Source organism: Gloeomargarita sp. SRBZ-1_bins_9 (assembly GCA_039794565.1).
Taxonomy (GTDB): domain Bacteria; phylum Cyanobacteriota; class Cyanobacteriia; order Gloeomargaritales; family Gloeomargaritaceae; genus Gloeomargarita.
In genome coordinates this window covers 20,484-34,558 of record JAUQVX010000003.1, presented here as the reverse complement: position 1 = coordinate 34,558, position 14,075 = coordinate 20,484, and the positions used below count along the sequence as shown (strand labels likewise).

The 14,075-nt window shown below is 60.0% G+C and carries 15 protein-coding genes; 7 read left to right on the top strand and 8 right to left on the bottom strand.

The genetic code is table 11. The annotated features are described in order from the left end of the window. Positions 1-12: 12 nt before the first annotated feature. The gene (locus Q6L55_04435) at positions 13-261 is read right to left on the bottom strand and encodes a hypothetical protein (GenBank protein ID MEN9257966.1); all 249 of its coding nucleotides are present in this window, start codon (positions 259-261) and stop codon (positions 13-15) included. A 109-nt stretch (positions 262-370) separates the two neighbouring features. Here Q6L55_04435 and Q6L55_04430 point away from each other — a divergent pair, with 109 nt between their 5' ends. Beyond that, on the top strand, positions 371-778 hold the full coding sequence (locus Q6L55_04430; protein ID MEN9257965.1) for a DUF4168 domain-containing protein: 408 nt from the start codon (positions 371-373) through the stop codon (positions 776-778). Here Q6L55_04430 and Q6L55_04425 read toward each other — a convergent pair. Genes Q6L55_04425 through Q6L55_04415 form a run of 3 tightly spaced genes read right to left on the bottom strand, consistent with a single transcriptional unit; the run spans position 775 to position 1,999 of the window. Beyond that, the gene (locus Q6L55_04425; protein ID MEN9257964.1) at positions 775-1,410 is read right to left on the bottom strand and encodes a ribonuclease H-like domain-containing protein; all 636 of its coding nucleotides are present in this window, start codon (positions 1,408-1,410) and stop codon (positions 775-777) included. The two genes, Q6L55_04430 and Q6L55_04425, sit on opposite strands and share 4 nt — an antisense overlap. Next, complete coding sequence (locus Q6L55_04420) at positions 1,400-1,723, bottom strand: STAS domain-containing protein (GenBank protein ID MEN9257963.1); 324 nt, start codon at positions 1,721-1,723, stop codon at positions 1,400-1,402. Before Q6L55_04420 ends, Q6L55_04425 begins: the two co-directional genes overlap by 11 nt. Positions 1,724-1,780: 57 nt before the next feature. Then, positions 1,781-1,999 (bottom strand): hypothetical protein, encoded by a 219-nt coding sequence (locus Q6L55_04415; protein MEN9257962.1) that lies wholly within the window; start codon positions 1,997-1,999, stop codon positions 1,781-1,783. 494 nt (positions 2,000-2,493) lie between these two features. On the opposite strand from Q6L55_04415, the gene Q6L55_04410 reads away from it, so the two are divergent. Continuing rightward, the gene (locus tag Q6L55_04410) at positions 2,494-3,372 is read left to right on the top strand and encodes a hypothetical protein (protein MEN9257961.1); all 879 of its coding nucleotides are present in this window, start codon (positions 2,494-2,496) and stop codon (positions 3,370-3,372) included. Here the strand turns inward: Q6L55_04410 and Q6L55_04405 are convergent. Beyond that, the gene (locus Q6L55_04405; protein ID MEN9257960.1) at positions 3,369-4,370 is read right to left on the bottom strand and encodes a zinc-dependent alcohol dehydrogenase family protein; all 1,002 of its coding nucleotides are present in this window, start codon (positions 4,368-4,370) and stop codon (positions 3,369-3,371) included. The genes Q6L55_04410 and Q6L55_04405 overlap by 4 nt on opposite strands. A gap of 111 nt (positions 4,371-4,481) precedes the next feature. On the opposite strand from Q6L55_04405, the gene Q6L55_04400 reads away from it, so the two are divergent. From Q6L55_04400 to Q6L55_04390, 3 genes are all read left to right on the top strand, one after another. Continuing rightward, complete coding sequence (locus Q6L55_04400; GenBank protein MEN9257959.1) at positions 4,482-5,090, top strand: DUF3038 domain-containing protein; 609 nt, start codon at positions 4,482-4,484, stop codon at positions 5,088-5,090. After that, entirely contained in the window at positions 5,087-6,013 is a 927-nt protein-coding gene (locus Q6L55_04395) for a DUF4335 domain-containing protein (GenBank protein MEN9257958.1), read from the top strand. The genes Q6L55_04400 and Q6L55_04395 overlap by 4 nt, the downstream gene beginning before the upstream one ends. A 62-nt stretch (positions 6,014-6,075) precedes the next feature. Then, a complete protein-coding gene (locus Q6L55_04390; GenBank protein ID MEN9257957.1) occupies positions 6,076-8,118 on the top strand; it encodes an NAD-binding protein in 2,043 nt (680 codons plus the stop codon). Here the strand turns inward: Q6L55_04390 and Q6L55_04385 are convergent. After that, positions 8,115-9,053, bottom strand: a complete 939-nt coding sequence (locus Q6L55_04385; GenBank protein ID MEN9257956.1) for an ABC transporter ATP-binding protein — start codon at positions 9,051-9,053, stop codon at positions 8,115-8,117. The genes Q6L55_04390 and Q6L55_04385 overlap by 4 nt on opposite strands. 77 nt (positions 9,054-9,130) lie before the next feature. On the opposite strand from Q6L55_04385, the gene hemE reads away from it, so the two are divergent. Both hemE and Q6L55_04375 read left to right on the top strand, forming a co-directional pair. Further along, positions 9,131-10,177 carry a uroporphyrinogen decarboxylase gene (gene hemE / locus Q6L55_04380; protein ID MEN9257955.1) on the top strand — a complete coding sequence of 349 codons (1,047 nt, stop codon included), beginning with the start codon at positions 9,131-9,133 and terminating at the stop codon, positions 10,175-10,177. Next, positions 10,170-11,147, top strand: coding sequence for an NAD(P)-dependent oxidoreductase (locus Q6L55_04375; GenBank protein MEN9257954.1), 978 nt, complete (start codon positions 10,170-10,172; stop codon positions 11,145-11,147). Before hemE ends, Q6L55_04375 begins: the two co-directional genes overlap by 8 nt. On the opposite strand, the gene Q6L55_04370 is transcribed toward Q6L55_04375, so the two are convergent. Together Q6L55_04370 and gndA are read right to left on the bottom strand one after the other, a co-directional pair. Continuing rightward, a complete protein-coding gene (locus Q6L55_04370; GenBank protein MEN9257953.1) occupies positions 11,114-12,592 on the bottom strand; it encodes a RecQ family ATP-dependent DNA helicase in 1,479 nt (492 codons plus the stop codon). The two genes, Q6L55_04375 and Q6L55_04370, sit on opposite strands and share 34 nt — an antisense overlap. 6 nt (positions 12,593-12,598) lie before the next feature. Further along, a complete protein-coding gene (gene gndA / locus Q6L55_04365; protein MEN9257952.1) occupies positions 12,599-14,041 on the bottom strand; it encodes an NADP-dependent phosphogluconate dehydrogenase in 1,443 nt (480 codons plus the stop codon). Positions 14,042-14,075: the final 34 nt, after the last annotated feature.

Below are 14,075 nucleotides of genomic sequence, written 5' to 3'. Positions count from 1 at the left end.
CCGGGCAAGGACCTAGCGTTCAATGCTGGACAGAAAGACCGGTTCCACGCGAATCGCCACCACCCGCGATGGTCGAATCACCAGAAACTCCCCCTGGAGTCCCCGCACCGGCACATTGATCAGTTCATGGGAATTGCCCTGGGCCAGAAACTCCCCCTGATACCACTTCTGGAACTCCTGGATGGTGCCAAAGCGGATTTCCTCCCGGTGCCCGCCCTCCAGGAGCAGATGCACAGCGTACTCGTCAGCAACCCTGGGCATAGGATAGGCTAAGTAACAGTTACTCAAAAGCCTACTGCACAATTCCATTTCTGTGCAACTGCTGGAACCTTCTCCCCTGCGGTACATCATTAACCAGTAGAGCGTCACTGTGGGACGTAAACAACGGGTACCGCCTATGCGCCGTTACTTGACCCTTGCACTGCTGCTGGTGAGCCTAGCGCGGCCGGTGATGGCCCAAGGCACCTGGAGCGATGACCGGATTCAGCGCTATGCCCAGATTGTGCTGGAGTTGGAACCTATCCGCCAAGCCCATCTGGAGGAAGCCCGTCGGTTATTGGGGCGGGTCAGCACCAGCGGCAATCTCTGCGGTGAACGCAACCTACCCCCGGCGGTGCAGAACGTGTGCGACCGGTTCTTTGAAAAATCCCAGCGTCTGGTGGAGCAACGGGGCCTAACCGTCCAGGAATTCAACGCCATCACCCTCCAGGCCCAACAAGACCCTAACTTAAGCAAACGCATCCAGGAGGCCATGCTGCGACAACGCCGGCCCTTCTAGTGCTCAAAAACGCCCTGGTAAAAGAGCAAATCCAGACTTACCAGGGTCGGCACGCAGGCAAAACAGGACTGGGCCAACTCCCAGCGACCCTCCCGTTTCAGCATGGCCGTAAGCATTTCTGCGATTTGGGGCAAGTAGAGCACATCGTTAGCCGCGTAGGCCACCTGGGTCTCACTGAGGGAGCCGGGGCGCCCCCAATCGGAAGACTGAGCCTGTTTATCCAGCTCGATCCCCAGCAGCTCCTGCACCACATCCTTGAGGCCGTGTTTCGGGGAATAGGTGCGGGCCAATTTGCTGGCAATTTTGGTGCAAAAGATGGGGGCTACATGAATGCCCAGGTGATAGCGCAACGCCGCCAGGTCAAAGCGGGCATAGTGAAAAATCTTGAGCACCTGGGGCGCTTCCAGCAATTGTTGCAACCGGGGGGCTTGGCGCTGACCGGACTGAATCGTCACCAGGGTGGCTTGGCCCTGGGCATCCGCCAATTGCACCAGGCACAACCGGTCGCGGGCAGGAATCAAGCCCATGGTTTCCGTATCCACCCCCACCACCGGCTGATTGAGATAATGCTGCAACAGGTGCTCGGACAAATCCTGCTCGCAGCGGTGAACCGTCGGCGCTTCAGCGGCCATATTCCCGTTCAAACGTCTGCCGGTCTGGATAAATTTTAATAATCCGCTCCAGGCCGGTAATTTCCAACAGGGTTTTTACCTGCTCTGACGGTTGGCACAGTGCCAATTCCCCCCCCACCGACCGCAAACTTTTCAGCGCCGCCACCATCGCCCCCAACCCCGAACTGTCCACAAACTCCACTTTGCTCATATCCAACAACACTAAAAGGGCCTGCTGGCTCGCAAGCTGCTTGACCTGCTGGGTCAGATGGTCTTTGGTCGTCGTATCCAGGCGGCTGGGCGGCACTACCACCTGCACAGGCAATGAACTCATAACGACTCCACCCACACCCTTCTCAGCATAGCACACAGCCGTGGACTCACAACCCCCTTAAGGCGGATTCAGCCAACGCTGGGCCAGTTCCCAGACCCGAACCAGCAACAGCCGCGGCCCAATCCCCAAACCAAACTGCAGGGCTAGCAGCACCGCACCGACGACCAGCAGGGTTTTGACTGTGCTGAAGGTGACCTGGACCAGCCAGCGCAAAATCACCCACACCAAAAACAGTGTCGCGCCGATCAGGACCAGGTCCACCACCGTCATGGGCATAGTCTGTGGGCCAAACAAGCTAAGATAACCCAGTCCCTATTAGGTTAAGACTAATTTATCAAAATTTTGGTTATGTATTGAAGGCGATGGTCATCAAAATAAACCACCCATGCAGAAAGAAAGGCCGGTTCCCGAGGGAGATTCACTCCTTACTGAACTTAAAGGATTGGTCAGGAAAGCTGTTTCCAGGGGTTTGCCCGGGATACGAGAAGAAGAGGGGGGGGTATATGGGTTAATGGAAATTTTTACGGTTGGCAAAACTTGGAGGAGAATCCAGGCTTGGTACAGAAGCTAATCGGTACTATTAGGCAGTTCATTGAGCGGTACACTGTTGAACAAGCAGGGGCAAGTGAACTAGTTATCGAGTGAAAGCATTAGAGAAACCCTGGGAAGGGGCGAAAAGAATTTGAAGACGATGAATAGCGGATAGGGCTGGGGGCCTAGGTTGCATGCGTTAGACATTAGAATGGGCCTGTGGCGAGCGACAGGGATGCATGGGGCGAATTCTGCGGCGACCGACCTGTGAGTTGCGCTGGGGCTGGGGACGTTTTGTGCTCAAGTTGGCCAATGGGCTGGAAATCCAGGGGCGATGGGAGCAATTAACGGCGCTGCGACTTTGGGTTTTGGCCTACCTGACAGCTCCATCGCCGCCCGTGTCTGCAACTGAAGCGGGGGGTGAGATGGTGCCGGTGGGCTACCACTTGTCGCTGACGGGGTTGGCGCCGGCTTTGGACCTGACGCTCCAGGAACTCTACGACTTGGCCTGGGTATTGGAGGCGGCGCAAACGCCCCGCTTTCCCTGGTGGCAACAACTGGCCGGCTGGGTCACTCTGGGGACGGGTTTGGTTTTGGCCCTGGCGTTAGCGTTGATACCCCGGCCGGTGGAGGTGCAAGTGGTGACACCCACCCCGACGCCCCGGAAGTCTCTGCCACCCTCAGCACTCCAAGCCCTACCTTCGCCCCCACCCCCGCCCACGGTTGCGTTGGACACCGTGTTACCGCCGCCGGTAGTTACGCCCGAACCACTGCCACCGTCACCAGCGCCGGTATCACCCCTGCTAACCCGCCCCCAGTCGGTTACCCCAACGACACCTCCCCCAGAACTCCAGGGCGTGCAACGGTATTTCCAACAGCGTTGGCAACCCCCGGATACTCTGCAGCAGCCTTTGTCCTATCGCCTAGTCATTACGCCTACTGGTGTCCTGAGCCGTATCGTTCCCCTGTCCCCGGAAGCGGGCCTGTTTCTGGACCAGACCCCCATGCCCTTGGTGGGTGAGACGTTTATGGGTTTTCTGCCCCGGACGGCCCAATTGCAGGTGGTGTTGGAACCTAGCGGCCAGGTGCGGGTGCAGTTTGAACGGTGGGTGGATTAGCTGACCGTCAGCACTAACTTGCCGAGAAATCCTCCCTGCTCCAGTTGGCGATGGGCGGCGGTGGCTTCCCGCAACGGATAGGTACGGGCCACCTTGACGGTGAGTTCACCCCGGTCCACCAGCGCTGCCAACTGCTCCAGAATGTGGGTTTGGCGTTTTTGCTCCTCCAAAAGCTGGTCGGTCTGGGGGGTAAGCATCAGGGTGTAGCCGATGGTCAAGTTGCGGCGGCGGGCAATGTCCCAGCCGGGTCCCTGGGCCGGGGGTTGCAGGAGGGTGACCAGGCGACCGTAGTAGCGCACCGCTTTGGGGGTTTGGTGGAAGGTCTCGCCGCCGACGGTGTCCAGGGCCAGGTCCACGCCTTTGCCCTGGGTTTGATACAGCACGGCCTGGGCAAAATCCGTCTCCCGGTAATAGACCACGCCGTCGGCTCCCAAGGTCTGGACGAATTGGCCTTTTTCTAGGGAACTGACGGTGGTGAGCACCTGCGCTCCCCGGTGTTTGGCCAGTTGAAGGGCGATGTGACCGACGCCCCCCGCACCGGCATGGACCAACAGGGTTTCCCCGGATTGCAACTGGCCCCGGTCGTACAGGGCTTCCCAGGCGGTAATGCCCACTAGGGGTAAAGCAGCCGCTTCCACAAAATCCAAGCGCTGGGGTTTGGGCGCAAGGGCGGTCTCCGGCAGGACGATGTACTCGGCGTAACTGCCCGTTAGGCCACCGAGTCCCCCGTAGCAGTAATACACGGCTTGGCCTGGACGCACGCGTGTCACCTGGGGGCCACAGGCAATCACCACTCCGCTGCCATCACAGCCCAAGATGGCCGGTTGCCCCGGTTGCAGCAACATCCCCCGGCGGCGCAGTTTAGTGTCAATGGGGTTGACGCTGGCGGCTTTGATTTGTACCAGGACCTGGTTGGGAAATTGAATGTCCGGGCGGGGAACTGATTGATAGGCTAAAACTTCCGGTTCTCCCGGCGTGGTCATGACAACGGCAGCCATGGACATAGGCACGCTCCGGCATCGGTTTAGTTAACCTATTATCGGTCAAGCAGGTGGCCGCCCTGACCTTTCCCCTAAACTGGTAAATTGGTGCCTAACTAGGGTTTGCCCATGATGACGGAATCCCTTACCACCGAGCCGGATGGGTTGTTGGCGCTGCAACAGTTGCCAGACCCCCAACCACCACTGGAGCATTGCCCGCCGGCGGTGGCCGGGAAGTTGGACCTCCTGCTATTGGCGGTCGAGGCGCTGGATTACAATGCCGCTGAATGGATGGTGATGGTGGTCAAGGAGCTGGAACTGACGCGGATCATTCCGAACCGGGTGACCCTGTGGCAATTGCGGGGGGCCAATCCCCTGCGCCGGATTTATAACCGCCGTCTGCTGACACTGTCGCAAGCGCGGGCATTGGTGCTGGTGTTGGTGTATATGGCCAAACGACTAACGATTTTGATCCGGCAGTTGCTCTTGGCGGCGGAACAGTTGCAGCAGCACCGGCTGTCGTTGGCGCATCACCCGCGTCTGGATGACTACTGCCGGCGGTTTCGCAACCATTTCCGCAAGCGGATGAACCTGCGGCGGGAGCGGCTCCAGGTCTATCGGGAGGATGAGCGGCTGAATCTGCTGGCGATGGATTTGCTGGTGCAACTGCTGTTTTGTACGGGCACCTGCGGGGCGCAGCGGCTGTGGGCCAGTTTGTTTGTGGGGGAGGTGCTGTGAGTACCTTGGTGCGGGAGTATCGCTTGCCCCATTGCACTTTGATTCTGGAGGGTTTTAGTACCCAGGTGGGGGGTCCCCTGGCGGTGCTGGTACAGGTGGATTGTTACTTGCCGGGGCTGGACCATCCCATGCGCGGCGGGCGGGAGTTTCTGGAGCATCTATCCTGGACGGTCAGCGAGTATGTGCAGCATTTGCTCAGTTACCGCCAACCCCGGCCGGTGCAACCAACGGGTCCGGTGGCTTTAGAACCGGTGGCCCCTGACCGCCACCGCCTGCGGGTGCATCCGGAATTGCTCCAGGACGTCCGGGAACCGGTGCAGTTGGAGTTGACCACGATTCAACTGTTTGACCTGACGGAGGCCTGTGACCAGGGCATGAGCGACCCGCAAACGCTGCCGGATTGGCGGCTGGATCTGACGCCCCAGGTGCCCCGCACGGTGAAATTGGCCCAACAGGCGGTTCCGGCGGGGGTGGGGTTGGCGACGTTGGGCGCTGCAGCGATGGCTTTGGCCTTCCTCCCCGCACCCAAGGTAGAACCGCCCCGGGAATGGCGGGAAACCCCGGCCCCTGAGACCCAGGCATCACCCCGCCCTTCTCCGGTGGTCACGCCTTCGCCGCCGACGCCTGGTCCGACGCCCCTGGCCAGCCCGGCGACGGTCCTCGACCCGGCGGAATATAGCCGGTTATTGGTTCTGCTGTATGACCAGTTGGACAAGGCTTGGACGCAGCCGGTTACTCAGGACCTGCGCTTTCGGGTGCAAGTCAATCGGGAGGGGAAAATTGTAGCCTTTGCTCCGTTGGACCCGCCGACGGGGGAGGAGAAGCGATTGCCTTTGGCAACACTCCAGCAGCCGGGTGTAGCGGTGGCCGAATTTCAGGTGGTGTTTCGGGCTTCGGGTGCTTTGGAGGTGGGCGCCTACTAAAGGCCCATCCATGGTTTGTGTCTTGGGGCTAAACTAGGGGCAGAAGCAGCCACCAGCCGGTTATGACAGTTTCGGGGATCGTCTTTGACCCAGACAGGGAGAAAACCGTTACGCCCGATACCTGTATCGTCTGTGGGCTGGGCAGTTTGGGGCAGTTTTGTGTGGTCAATCTCAAGGCGTTTGGGATTCGGGTAATTGGCCTAGATGTGCAACGTCCCCCCCACTGGGAGGTCCAACAACTGGACACGCTGTTGGATGGGTTTATTGAAGACGATGCCCGCAATCGGGAGGTGCTGGAACGGGCGGGGGTGGCCCAGGCACGAGCGGTCTTAGCAGTTACTAACGATGAGCGGGTGAATTTGCAAATTGCCTTTGCGGCCCGTTTGCTCAATCCCCAGGTGCGTTTGGTGGTGCGCTCGGCTAAGGAAAATCTCACGGAATTGCTAGGGCATGCCTTGCACAATTTCGTAGCCTACGAACCGACTCAGATGGCGGCGACGGCTTTTGCCCTGGCAGCTTTGGGGGAGGATATCATCGGGTTTTTTCGCGTTGGGGAGCAGTTGTTTCAGGTGCATCGGCGGGTGGTATCTCCCCAGGACCCCTGGGCCAACCGGCGTACCCTGTATGAGCTTTACAGCCGCCAGCGCAAGGTGTTGGGCTATCACTCGGCGACGCGCCCCCCCTCCACTGATGAACTCTACCTGTTTCGCTGGGACCCGGAAACCCTGGTGTACCCCGGCGATAGGTTAATCACGGTGGAGTTGCAGTCAGCCACTAGTCTAAGTCCGGTACGGGTGCCTACCACGCGCCCCCAGACCCGCTGGCAATGGCCGGTGTGGTTGCGCTGGCGTTACTGGCAAGAACGGCTCCAGAGCTGGTGGGAAAAGGGGGGCACTTACCGGGTGGCCCTGGTGGTGGCGGGGTTGATGCTGGTGTTGCTGGTGACGGGAACCTTGCTTTATGAGCTGTACTACCCGGAACTGCGCTTCCCCGACACCTTCTTCACCACCATGATCCTGCTGCTGGGGGGGTTTGGGGATGTTTTTGGCGGGCTGGAGCCGTTTGCAGCGCCGTTGCCCAGCTGGTTGCGCCTGCTGAGTTTGGGGCTGACGCTGACGGGCATTGCCTTTACGGGGGTGATTTACGCCCTGCTGACGGAGAAGTTGTTGGCGACCCAGTTTCAGTTTCTGCAGCGCCGTCCGCCGGTGCCGGCCCAGGGGCATGTGGTGATTGTGGGTTCGGGGCGAGTAGGACAGCGGGTGGCCCGCTTATTGCAGGAGTTTCGTCAGCCCCTGGCGGTGTTGACCTCCCAGGAGGTGGGCAACGAAGTCCTGCCGCAACTGCCGGTGCTGAGTGGTCCGTTGCTCTCCCTGCTGCCCAAGGCCAACCTGACCACCGCTAAAAGCATTGTCACAGTTACCGACGATGAGCTGGAAAACCTGGAAATTGCCCTGCGGGCGCGGGAGACGAATATCCACAGCCACTTGGTAATTCGCACCTACGACCCCCTGTTTAGCGACAATGTACGGCGGTTGTTTCCCTTTGCTCAGGTGCTGTGCGCCAACGAGTTGGCCGCTGAAGCCTTTGCCGCCGCTGCATTTGGGGAAAATATCCTGGGGTTGTTTCGCCTGGAGGGGCGCACGATTTTGGTAGTGGAGTATGGGATTGAGCAGGGGGACACCCTCAATGGGTTAATCCTGGCCCAGGTGGCCTATGGTTATGGGCTGGTGCCGGTGTATTACTACTCGCAACAGGAGCGGGAAGCGCGTACCATGCCGTCGGATGATTGGCGCTTGCATCCGGGGGACCGGTTGGTGGTGCTGGCTACCAGTCGGGCGTTGCAACGAGTAGAGCGGGGGGAACGCCTGCCGCCTCGGTATCAGGTGCGGGTGGAAAAGGCCCTCAGCCAAGAGGCGCTCTTTTATGGGGGCAACGTGATTGCCCAGGTGACGGGCTTTGACCTGAAACGCTGTCGGGAGGTGATGGAGCGCCTGCCTTGTCTGTTGCCGGAACCGATTTATCGCCACCAGGCCTACCGCTTGGTGCGGGAGCTGGCCAAGGCCCAGGTCACCAGCCGGATCATTCCGCCATCGCCTGGGCGTTAGACGCTTTGGGTGTAGCCCCGCTGCCGCAGTTGCTGTACGAAAAATTCCTCGAGGGATTGGCGCGTCCGGTTGAGGTAGAGAATCTCGCCGCCAGTGGCTGCCAGGTGTTGGACAAACTCGGGTAACGGGCGCTGTAATTGGCCGTGCCAATAACCCCCTTGATATTCCAGGGAGTCAAGCCAAGGGGCCAGGTCTTCGGGAGTGCTGCCTCGCCCCTGGACGTGGTAGGTCTGCCCGGTACCCAACAGTTCCGTCAGGGTGCCCACCGCCAGCAATTCCCCCCTGGCCAAGATGGCAATCCGGTCGCACAGTTGCTCCACGTCCGACAGGATATGGGTGTTGAAAAAGATGGTTTTGCCCTGGTTTTTGAGTTGCAGGATGATTTCCCGCACCTGGTAACGTCCTAGAGGGTCCAGGCCCGACATGGGTTCATCCAGCAGCACCAAATCCGGGTCGTTGACCAGCGCCTGGGCTAGGGCAATCCGCTGCAACATCCCCTTGGAGTAACGGCGCAAGGTCTTTTTGCGGGCCGCCGCCAATGATAGCCCCACCCACTCCAGCAACTGGGGTAACCGCCGTTTTTGCACCGACCGGGGGACCTGGTGCAGGGTGGCCATGAGTTCCAGGCACTCCCAACCCGTCAGGGCGTCGTACAGGTAGGGGTTTTCCGGTAGATAACCGATGCGGGCCTTGACCAGCCGGTCCCCCAAAGGACGTCCCAACACGGTGCCGTGGCCTGCCGTTGGGCGAATAATCCCTAGCACCAATTTCAGAAACGTGGTTTTTCCGGCTCCGTTGGGCCCCAACAGCCCAAAGGTTTCCCCCCCATACACCGTCAGGCTCACGTTCTGGAGGGAGGTCACTTTTTGGTGCAACCAAAAGCCGGTGCGGTAGGTTTTGGTGAGGCCTTCCGTATGGAGAACCGTAGCAGGCATGGGTTGGCCCGGCAGTCCCTTCGCCCCTAATTGTACCGCCGGTGGTATAGTCAAAAAAGTCGGGTTTTGCGCCGCCCATGACCAGCCGCGACACCTATTTGCTCAAAAGCGTCCGCCAAGTGCCTCTACCTCGACCCCCAGTGTGGATGATGCGCCAGGCCGGACGGTACATGCGGGCCTATCGGGAGTTGCGCGACCGCTACCCCAGTTTTCGCCAGCGCTCGGAAACGCCAGAGTTGGCGGTGGAAATTTCCCTGCAGCCCTTTCGCGCCTTTGCTCCTGATGGGGTGATTCTGTTTTCCGACATTCTCACGCCCCTGCCGGGGATGGGCATTGATTTTGACATTGTGGAAAGTCGCGGCCCGATTATTGACCCCCCCATTCGCACGGCGGAACAAGTTGCCCAACTGCGCCCTTTGGAACCGGCGGTTTCCCTGCCTTTTATCGGGGAAATTCTGCGCACGTTGCGGGCAGAAATCGGCGACCGGGCCACCCTGCTGGGCTTTGTAGGGGCGCCCTGGACCCTGGCGGCTTACATCGTGGAAGGACGCAGCTCTAAGGACTACACGGTGATTAAATCCCTGGCCTACCACGAACCCCAACTGCTGCACCGGTTGTTGAGCTTTTTGGCTGAGCAAATCGCTACCTACGTCATCTATCAGATTGAGCAGGGGGCGGAGGTAGTGCAAATTTTTGACTCCTGGGCGGGGCAGTTGTCGCCGGTGGACTATCGCACTTTTGTGCTGCCCTACCAACAAAAACTGGTGCAGAAGGTCAAAAGCGTCCATCCAGAAACGCCCCTGATTTTATATATCTGTGGCAGCGGGGCAATCTTGGAACTGATGGCCCAAAGTGGGGTGGATGTGATCAGTTTGGATTGGACGGTGGAGATGGGAGCGGCGCGGCGGCGGTTGGGGGATGTGTGCGTCCAGGGGAATCTAGACCCGGGGGTGTTGTTCGGACCGCCGGCGTTGATTCGGGAGCGGATTCGGGAGGTGATTCACCAGGCGGGACCGGTGGGCCATATTATGAATTTGGGGCATGGGGTGCTGGCCAACACGCCGGAGGACCACGTGCGCGTCTTTTTTGAAACGGTCAAGCAAACCCAATGGTTTGATGCCTAGGCGCATTTTTATTACCGGTGGCAGCGGTTGCGTTGGCCATTACCTGGCAGAGGCGTTGATTGAACAAACAGAGGACGAGCTGTTTTTTTTGCTGCGTCAACCGGAGAAATTGTCTGTTGCGGTCCGGCGCCATCCCAGGGTGCATGTGCTGGTGGGCAGCCTGCCGGAGATGGGTCCCTACGAACACCTGTTGCCCACGATGGATGCGGCGATTCTGTTGGCCACCCAGTGGGGAGGCGAGGGTACGTTTGCGGTCAATGTCACGGGCAATTTACGCATCCTGGGAGCGTTGGACCCGCAGCGGTGTCAGCAGGTGATTTATTTCTCCACCGCCAGTCTTTTGGATCGGCAGTTGCGTTTGCTGCCGGAAGCCAAAACCCTGGGCACCGAGTACATTCGCTCGAAGTACGCCTGTTACGAGGTCCTGGCGGATTTGCCCATTTATCCCCGACTGACGGTGCTGTTTCCCACCCTGATTTTTGGGGGTGAACCGGGTAAGCCCTACAGTCACACGGCCACGGCCCTGGAGCAGTTGCCCCGCTGGTTGCGGTGGTTGCGCTGGTTCCAAGTGGAGGCTTGTTTCCACTTCATTCACGCCCAGGATATTGCCCAGGTGGTGTGTTATTTGCTGGACCACCCCCCAAACGGCTTTCGCCAATTTGTCCTGGGGAATGAGGTGGTTTGGTTCAACCAGGCCATACAGGAGCTGTGTGATTATTTCGGCATTCCTGTACCCCCTTGGCGGCTCAATCTCACGCCGGCACGGGTGGAACTGGCGCTAAAACTAGCCCCCTGGTTGGGGGTGCACCTGTTGCCTTGGGATCGGTTTTGCGCCCGCTATCGCTATTTCTGTTACGAGCAGGTGTTGAATCCGGCGCAGTTGGGGCTGCCGTCGCGCTGTCGCACACTGGCGGAATTGCTGGAGGCTCTGGGGGTTCAGCGCCTGGCCCGCCGACAGTTGTCGCAATGACCGCAGGGCAGGGGGTCCCCCTCTTGCTCCAGCCCCAGCGCCCGTACCAAAAACAGCCAACGGCACTCCTGTGTGCGTAGGTAGGCGTTGATGGCCTGGAGACCCTCATCCCGGGGCCGGACGCGCAATTGGGTCAGGCGTTGTTTGTCTAAACGATAGGTGTAGGGGTCCTCCCACCGTAAAAGCCCCAGGCGATGGAGCAGGGCTAGGGCTGCCGCCAGTTGGGTTTGGTCAGGACGGTGCTCCAGTCGGCCTTGGGCGGGTAAGTTGCGGGCTATTTGCAGTGCTTCATCGTACTGCTTTTGTAACCGCGAGAGGTAGTGTTTTTGGGCGTTGCGTTCAGTGGGATTCAGCCAGTTCCACAGCCACCCCAGCGGCAAGAAGCCCCACCATCCCGTCGGTTGACTCGTCAGGGTAATGGCTTGGGCCACTTCCCCATCACGCCCACCCCGGCCAATGCCCTGGATGTAGTCCAAGGGGCTAAAGGGAGGTTGGAGGTGCAGCACCCAGCGAATGTCCGGCTTGTTGACCCCCATGCCCAGGGCGCTGGTGGACACCAAAAAGGGTACCCCTCCTTTGAGCCACAACTGCTCTAATTCCCGCCGTTGGGTGGCCGAGAGACCGGCATGGTAGGCATGGGTGGTGATCCCCTGTTGGCATAACCAATCCGCCCAGTCCTCCGTATCCCGCCGGGTGGCCACATACACCAGACCGGCTTGTCCGCTGTGGGCTCGAATTGTCTGCAACACCTTTTGGCGGCGCTGGTGGGGGGTCAAGACGGTGTAGACGGTGATGTGGATGTTGGGGCGGTAGGGGCTACGGCGGACAATCAGGGGGTTTTCTAGGCGCAAAACCCGCTGGATAGTAGCTTGCACCGGGGGGTCGGCGGTGGCTGTAAAAGCTGCCAGGGGAAGGCGCGTACCGGAAGGCTTATGGCGCAACAGGGCCGGGCGCACCGCACCGAGCCGCTCGTAGGCCGGGCGAAAATGATCCCCCCACTGCACCAAACAATGGGCCTCATCCAGGATCAACCCGCGAATCTGCACCTCCGGCCAGGTCAACACCTCCCACACCGGCGGACTCAGCAGGGTTTCCGGCGCCAGATACAGCAAACGCAACTGGTTGTTTTGCAAAGCCCGCAGGGTAGCCCGCCGTTGCACCGGCAATTGCTGGCTGTGGAGTGTAGCCGCCGGCAAGTTTTTCGCCACCAGCCCCTGCACCTGGTCCTCCATCAGGGCAATCAGGGGACTGATCACCAGCGTCACCCCCTCCTGCAACAGCGCCGGCAACTGGAAACAGATGGACTTGCCAAATCCCGTCGGCAGGACGATGAGACTATCGCGGCCCTCCAGCAGGCACTGGATGATTTCTCCCTGGGGCGGTCGGAAGTCGGGATAGCCCCAGATTTCCTGAAACTTGGCCCGCGCCTGCGCCAGGGTGAACATGGCCCATTAGCACGCCACCGGACGGGGTTTTTCCTTAATTTCGACCCATTCCGTGTGAAAGACCCCCGGTTGATCCACCCGCTCGTAGGTGTGCGACCCAAAGTAATCCCGCTGGGCCTGGACGAGATTCTGGGGCAGCGTCGCCCGCCGGTAACTGTCAAAGTAATCCAACGACGCGCTAAAAGCCGGCACCGGAATCCCCCAGTGGACCGCCGTGGCCACCACCTCCCGCCAGGCCCGTTGCCGCTCCAGGATCGTCTGCTTAAATTCCGGCGCCAGGAGCAAATTGGGCAAATCCGGCTGCTGGGCAAACGCCTGCTTGATCTTCTTCAAAAAGCCCGCCCGGATGATACAGCCCCCCTGCCAAATCCGCGCCAGCTCACTCAAGTTCAAGTCGTAGTGCAACTCCCGGGACGCCGTCGCCAGCAGGGCCATCCCCTGGGCATAGGAGCAAATCTTCGAGCAATACAGGGCATCCCGCACCTGGTCAATAAACGCCTGCTTATCCACCGGCGGCGCAATGGTGGGACCTGGCAGTTGAGTTGCTGCTGCCACCCGTTCCTCCTTCAGGCCGGAGATGATGCGGGCGTTGACCGCCGCCGTGATGGTGGGAATGGGCACCCCCAGCTCAAGAGCGCTGTTGACCGTCCAGCGCCCCGTACCCTTTTGCCCTGCCTTATCCAAGATCATTTCCACCAGGGGCCGACCTGTTTCCGGGTCCATGACCTGAAAAATGCGGGCCGTGATTTCGATCAAAAACGAGTGCAACTCCGGCGTTTGGTTCCAGGCCGCAAACACCTCGTGCAACTGGGCCGCCGACAGCCCCAGCCCGTTTTTGAGCAGGTCATAGGCCTCGGCAATCAGCTGCATATCCCCGTATTCGATGCCGTTGTGCACCATTTTGACGTAGTGCCCTGCCCCCCCCGGACCCACGTAGGTTACGCAAGGGCCATCCTCCGTCTGGGCGGCAATTTTCGTCAGGATGGGTTCCAGGGCCTCATAGGCTGCCCGGGGTCCCCCTGGCATGAGACTCGGGCCGTTGAGCGCCCCCTCTTCGCCGCCGCTGACCCCCATGCCCACGTAGTGCAACCCCAACGCCTCCAGTTCCCGAGCACGGGCCTCCGTATCCTCGTACCAAGAGTTCCCCCCGTCAATCAGGATGTCCCCCGGTTCCAGCAGGGGTTTGAGCTGGTCAATCACCGCCTGCACCGGACTCCCCGCCTTCACCATGATCACGACCTTGCGGGGCCGTTCTAGGCTGGCCACGAACTCCGGCAGCGAATGGGTGCCCAGGATATTGCGACCGGCGGCCCGTCCCCGGATAAACTCATCCACTTTTTCCGTCGTGCGGTTATAGACCGCCACTCCAAACCCATTGCGTTCCAGGTTAAGCGCCAAATTTTCGCCCATGACCGCCAGCCCGATCAGGCCGATTTGCTGCTGTGCCATCCCTTCACCTCAAGCCATCCCTGGGTTCAGCTTA

Coding starts and splice junctions, on each gene's coding strand:
- gndA (MEN9257952.1), bottom strand. CDS start 14,041: ATGGCACAGCAGCAAATCGGCCTGATCGGGCTGGCGGTCATGGGCGAA.
- Q6L55_04385 (MEN9257956.1), bottom strand. CDS start 9,053: ATGCCTGCTACGGTTCTCCATACGGAAGGCCTCACCAAAACCTACCGC.
- Q6L55_04400 (MEN9257959.1), top strand. CDS start 4,482: ATGATGACGGAATCCCTTACCACCGAGCCGGATGGGTTGTTGGCGCTG.
- Q6L55_04435 (MEN9257966.1), bottom strand. CDS start 261: ATGCCCAGGGTTGCTGACGAGTACGCTGTGCATCTGCTCCTGGAGGGC.
- Q6L55_04375 (MEN9257954.1), top strand. CDS start 10,170: ATGCCTAGGCGCATTTTTATTACCGGTGGCAGCGGTTGCGTTGGCCAT.
- Q6L55_04415 (MEN9257962.1), bottom strand. CDS start 1,999: ATGCCCATGACGGTGGTGGACCTGGTCCTGATCGGCGCGACACTGTTT.
- Q6L55_04370 (MEN9257953.1), bottom strand. CDS start 12,592: ATGTTCACCCTGGCGCAGGCGCGGGCCAAGTTTCAGGAAATCTGGGGC.
- Q6L55_04390 (MEN9257957.1), top strand. CDS start 6,076: ATGACAGTTTCGGGGATCGTCTTTGACCCAGACAGGGAGAAAACCGTT.
- Q6L55_04405 (MEN9257960.1), bottom strand. CDS start 4,370: ATGGCTGCCGTTGTCATGACCACGCCGGGAGAACCGGAAGTTTTAGCC.
- Q6L55_04420 (MEN9257963.1), bottom strand. CDS start 1,723: ATGAGTTCATTGCCTGTGCAGGTGGTAGTGCCGCCCAGCCGCCTGGAT.
- Q6L55_04410 (MEN9257961.1), top strand. CDS start 2,494: ATGGGGCGAATTCTGCGGCGACCGACCTGTGAGTTGCGCTGGGGCTGG.
- hemE (MEN9257955.1), top strand. CDS start 9,131: ATGACCAGCCGCGACACCTATTTGCTCAAAAGCGTCCGCCAAGTGCCT.
- Q6L55_04425 (MEN9257964.1), bottom strand. CDS start 1,410: ATGGCCGCTGAAGCGCCGACGGTTCACCGCTGCGAGCAGGATTTGTCC.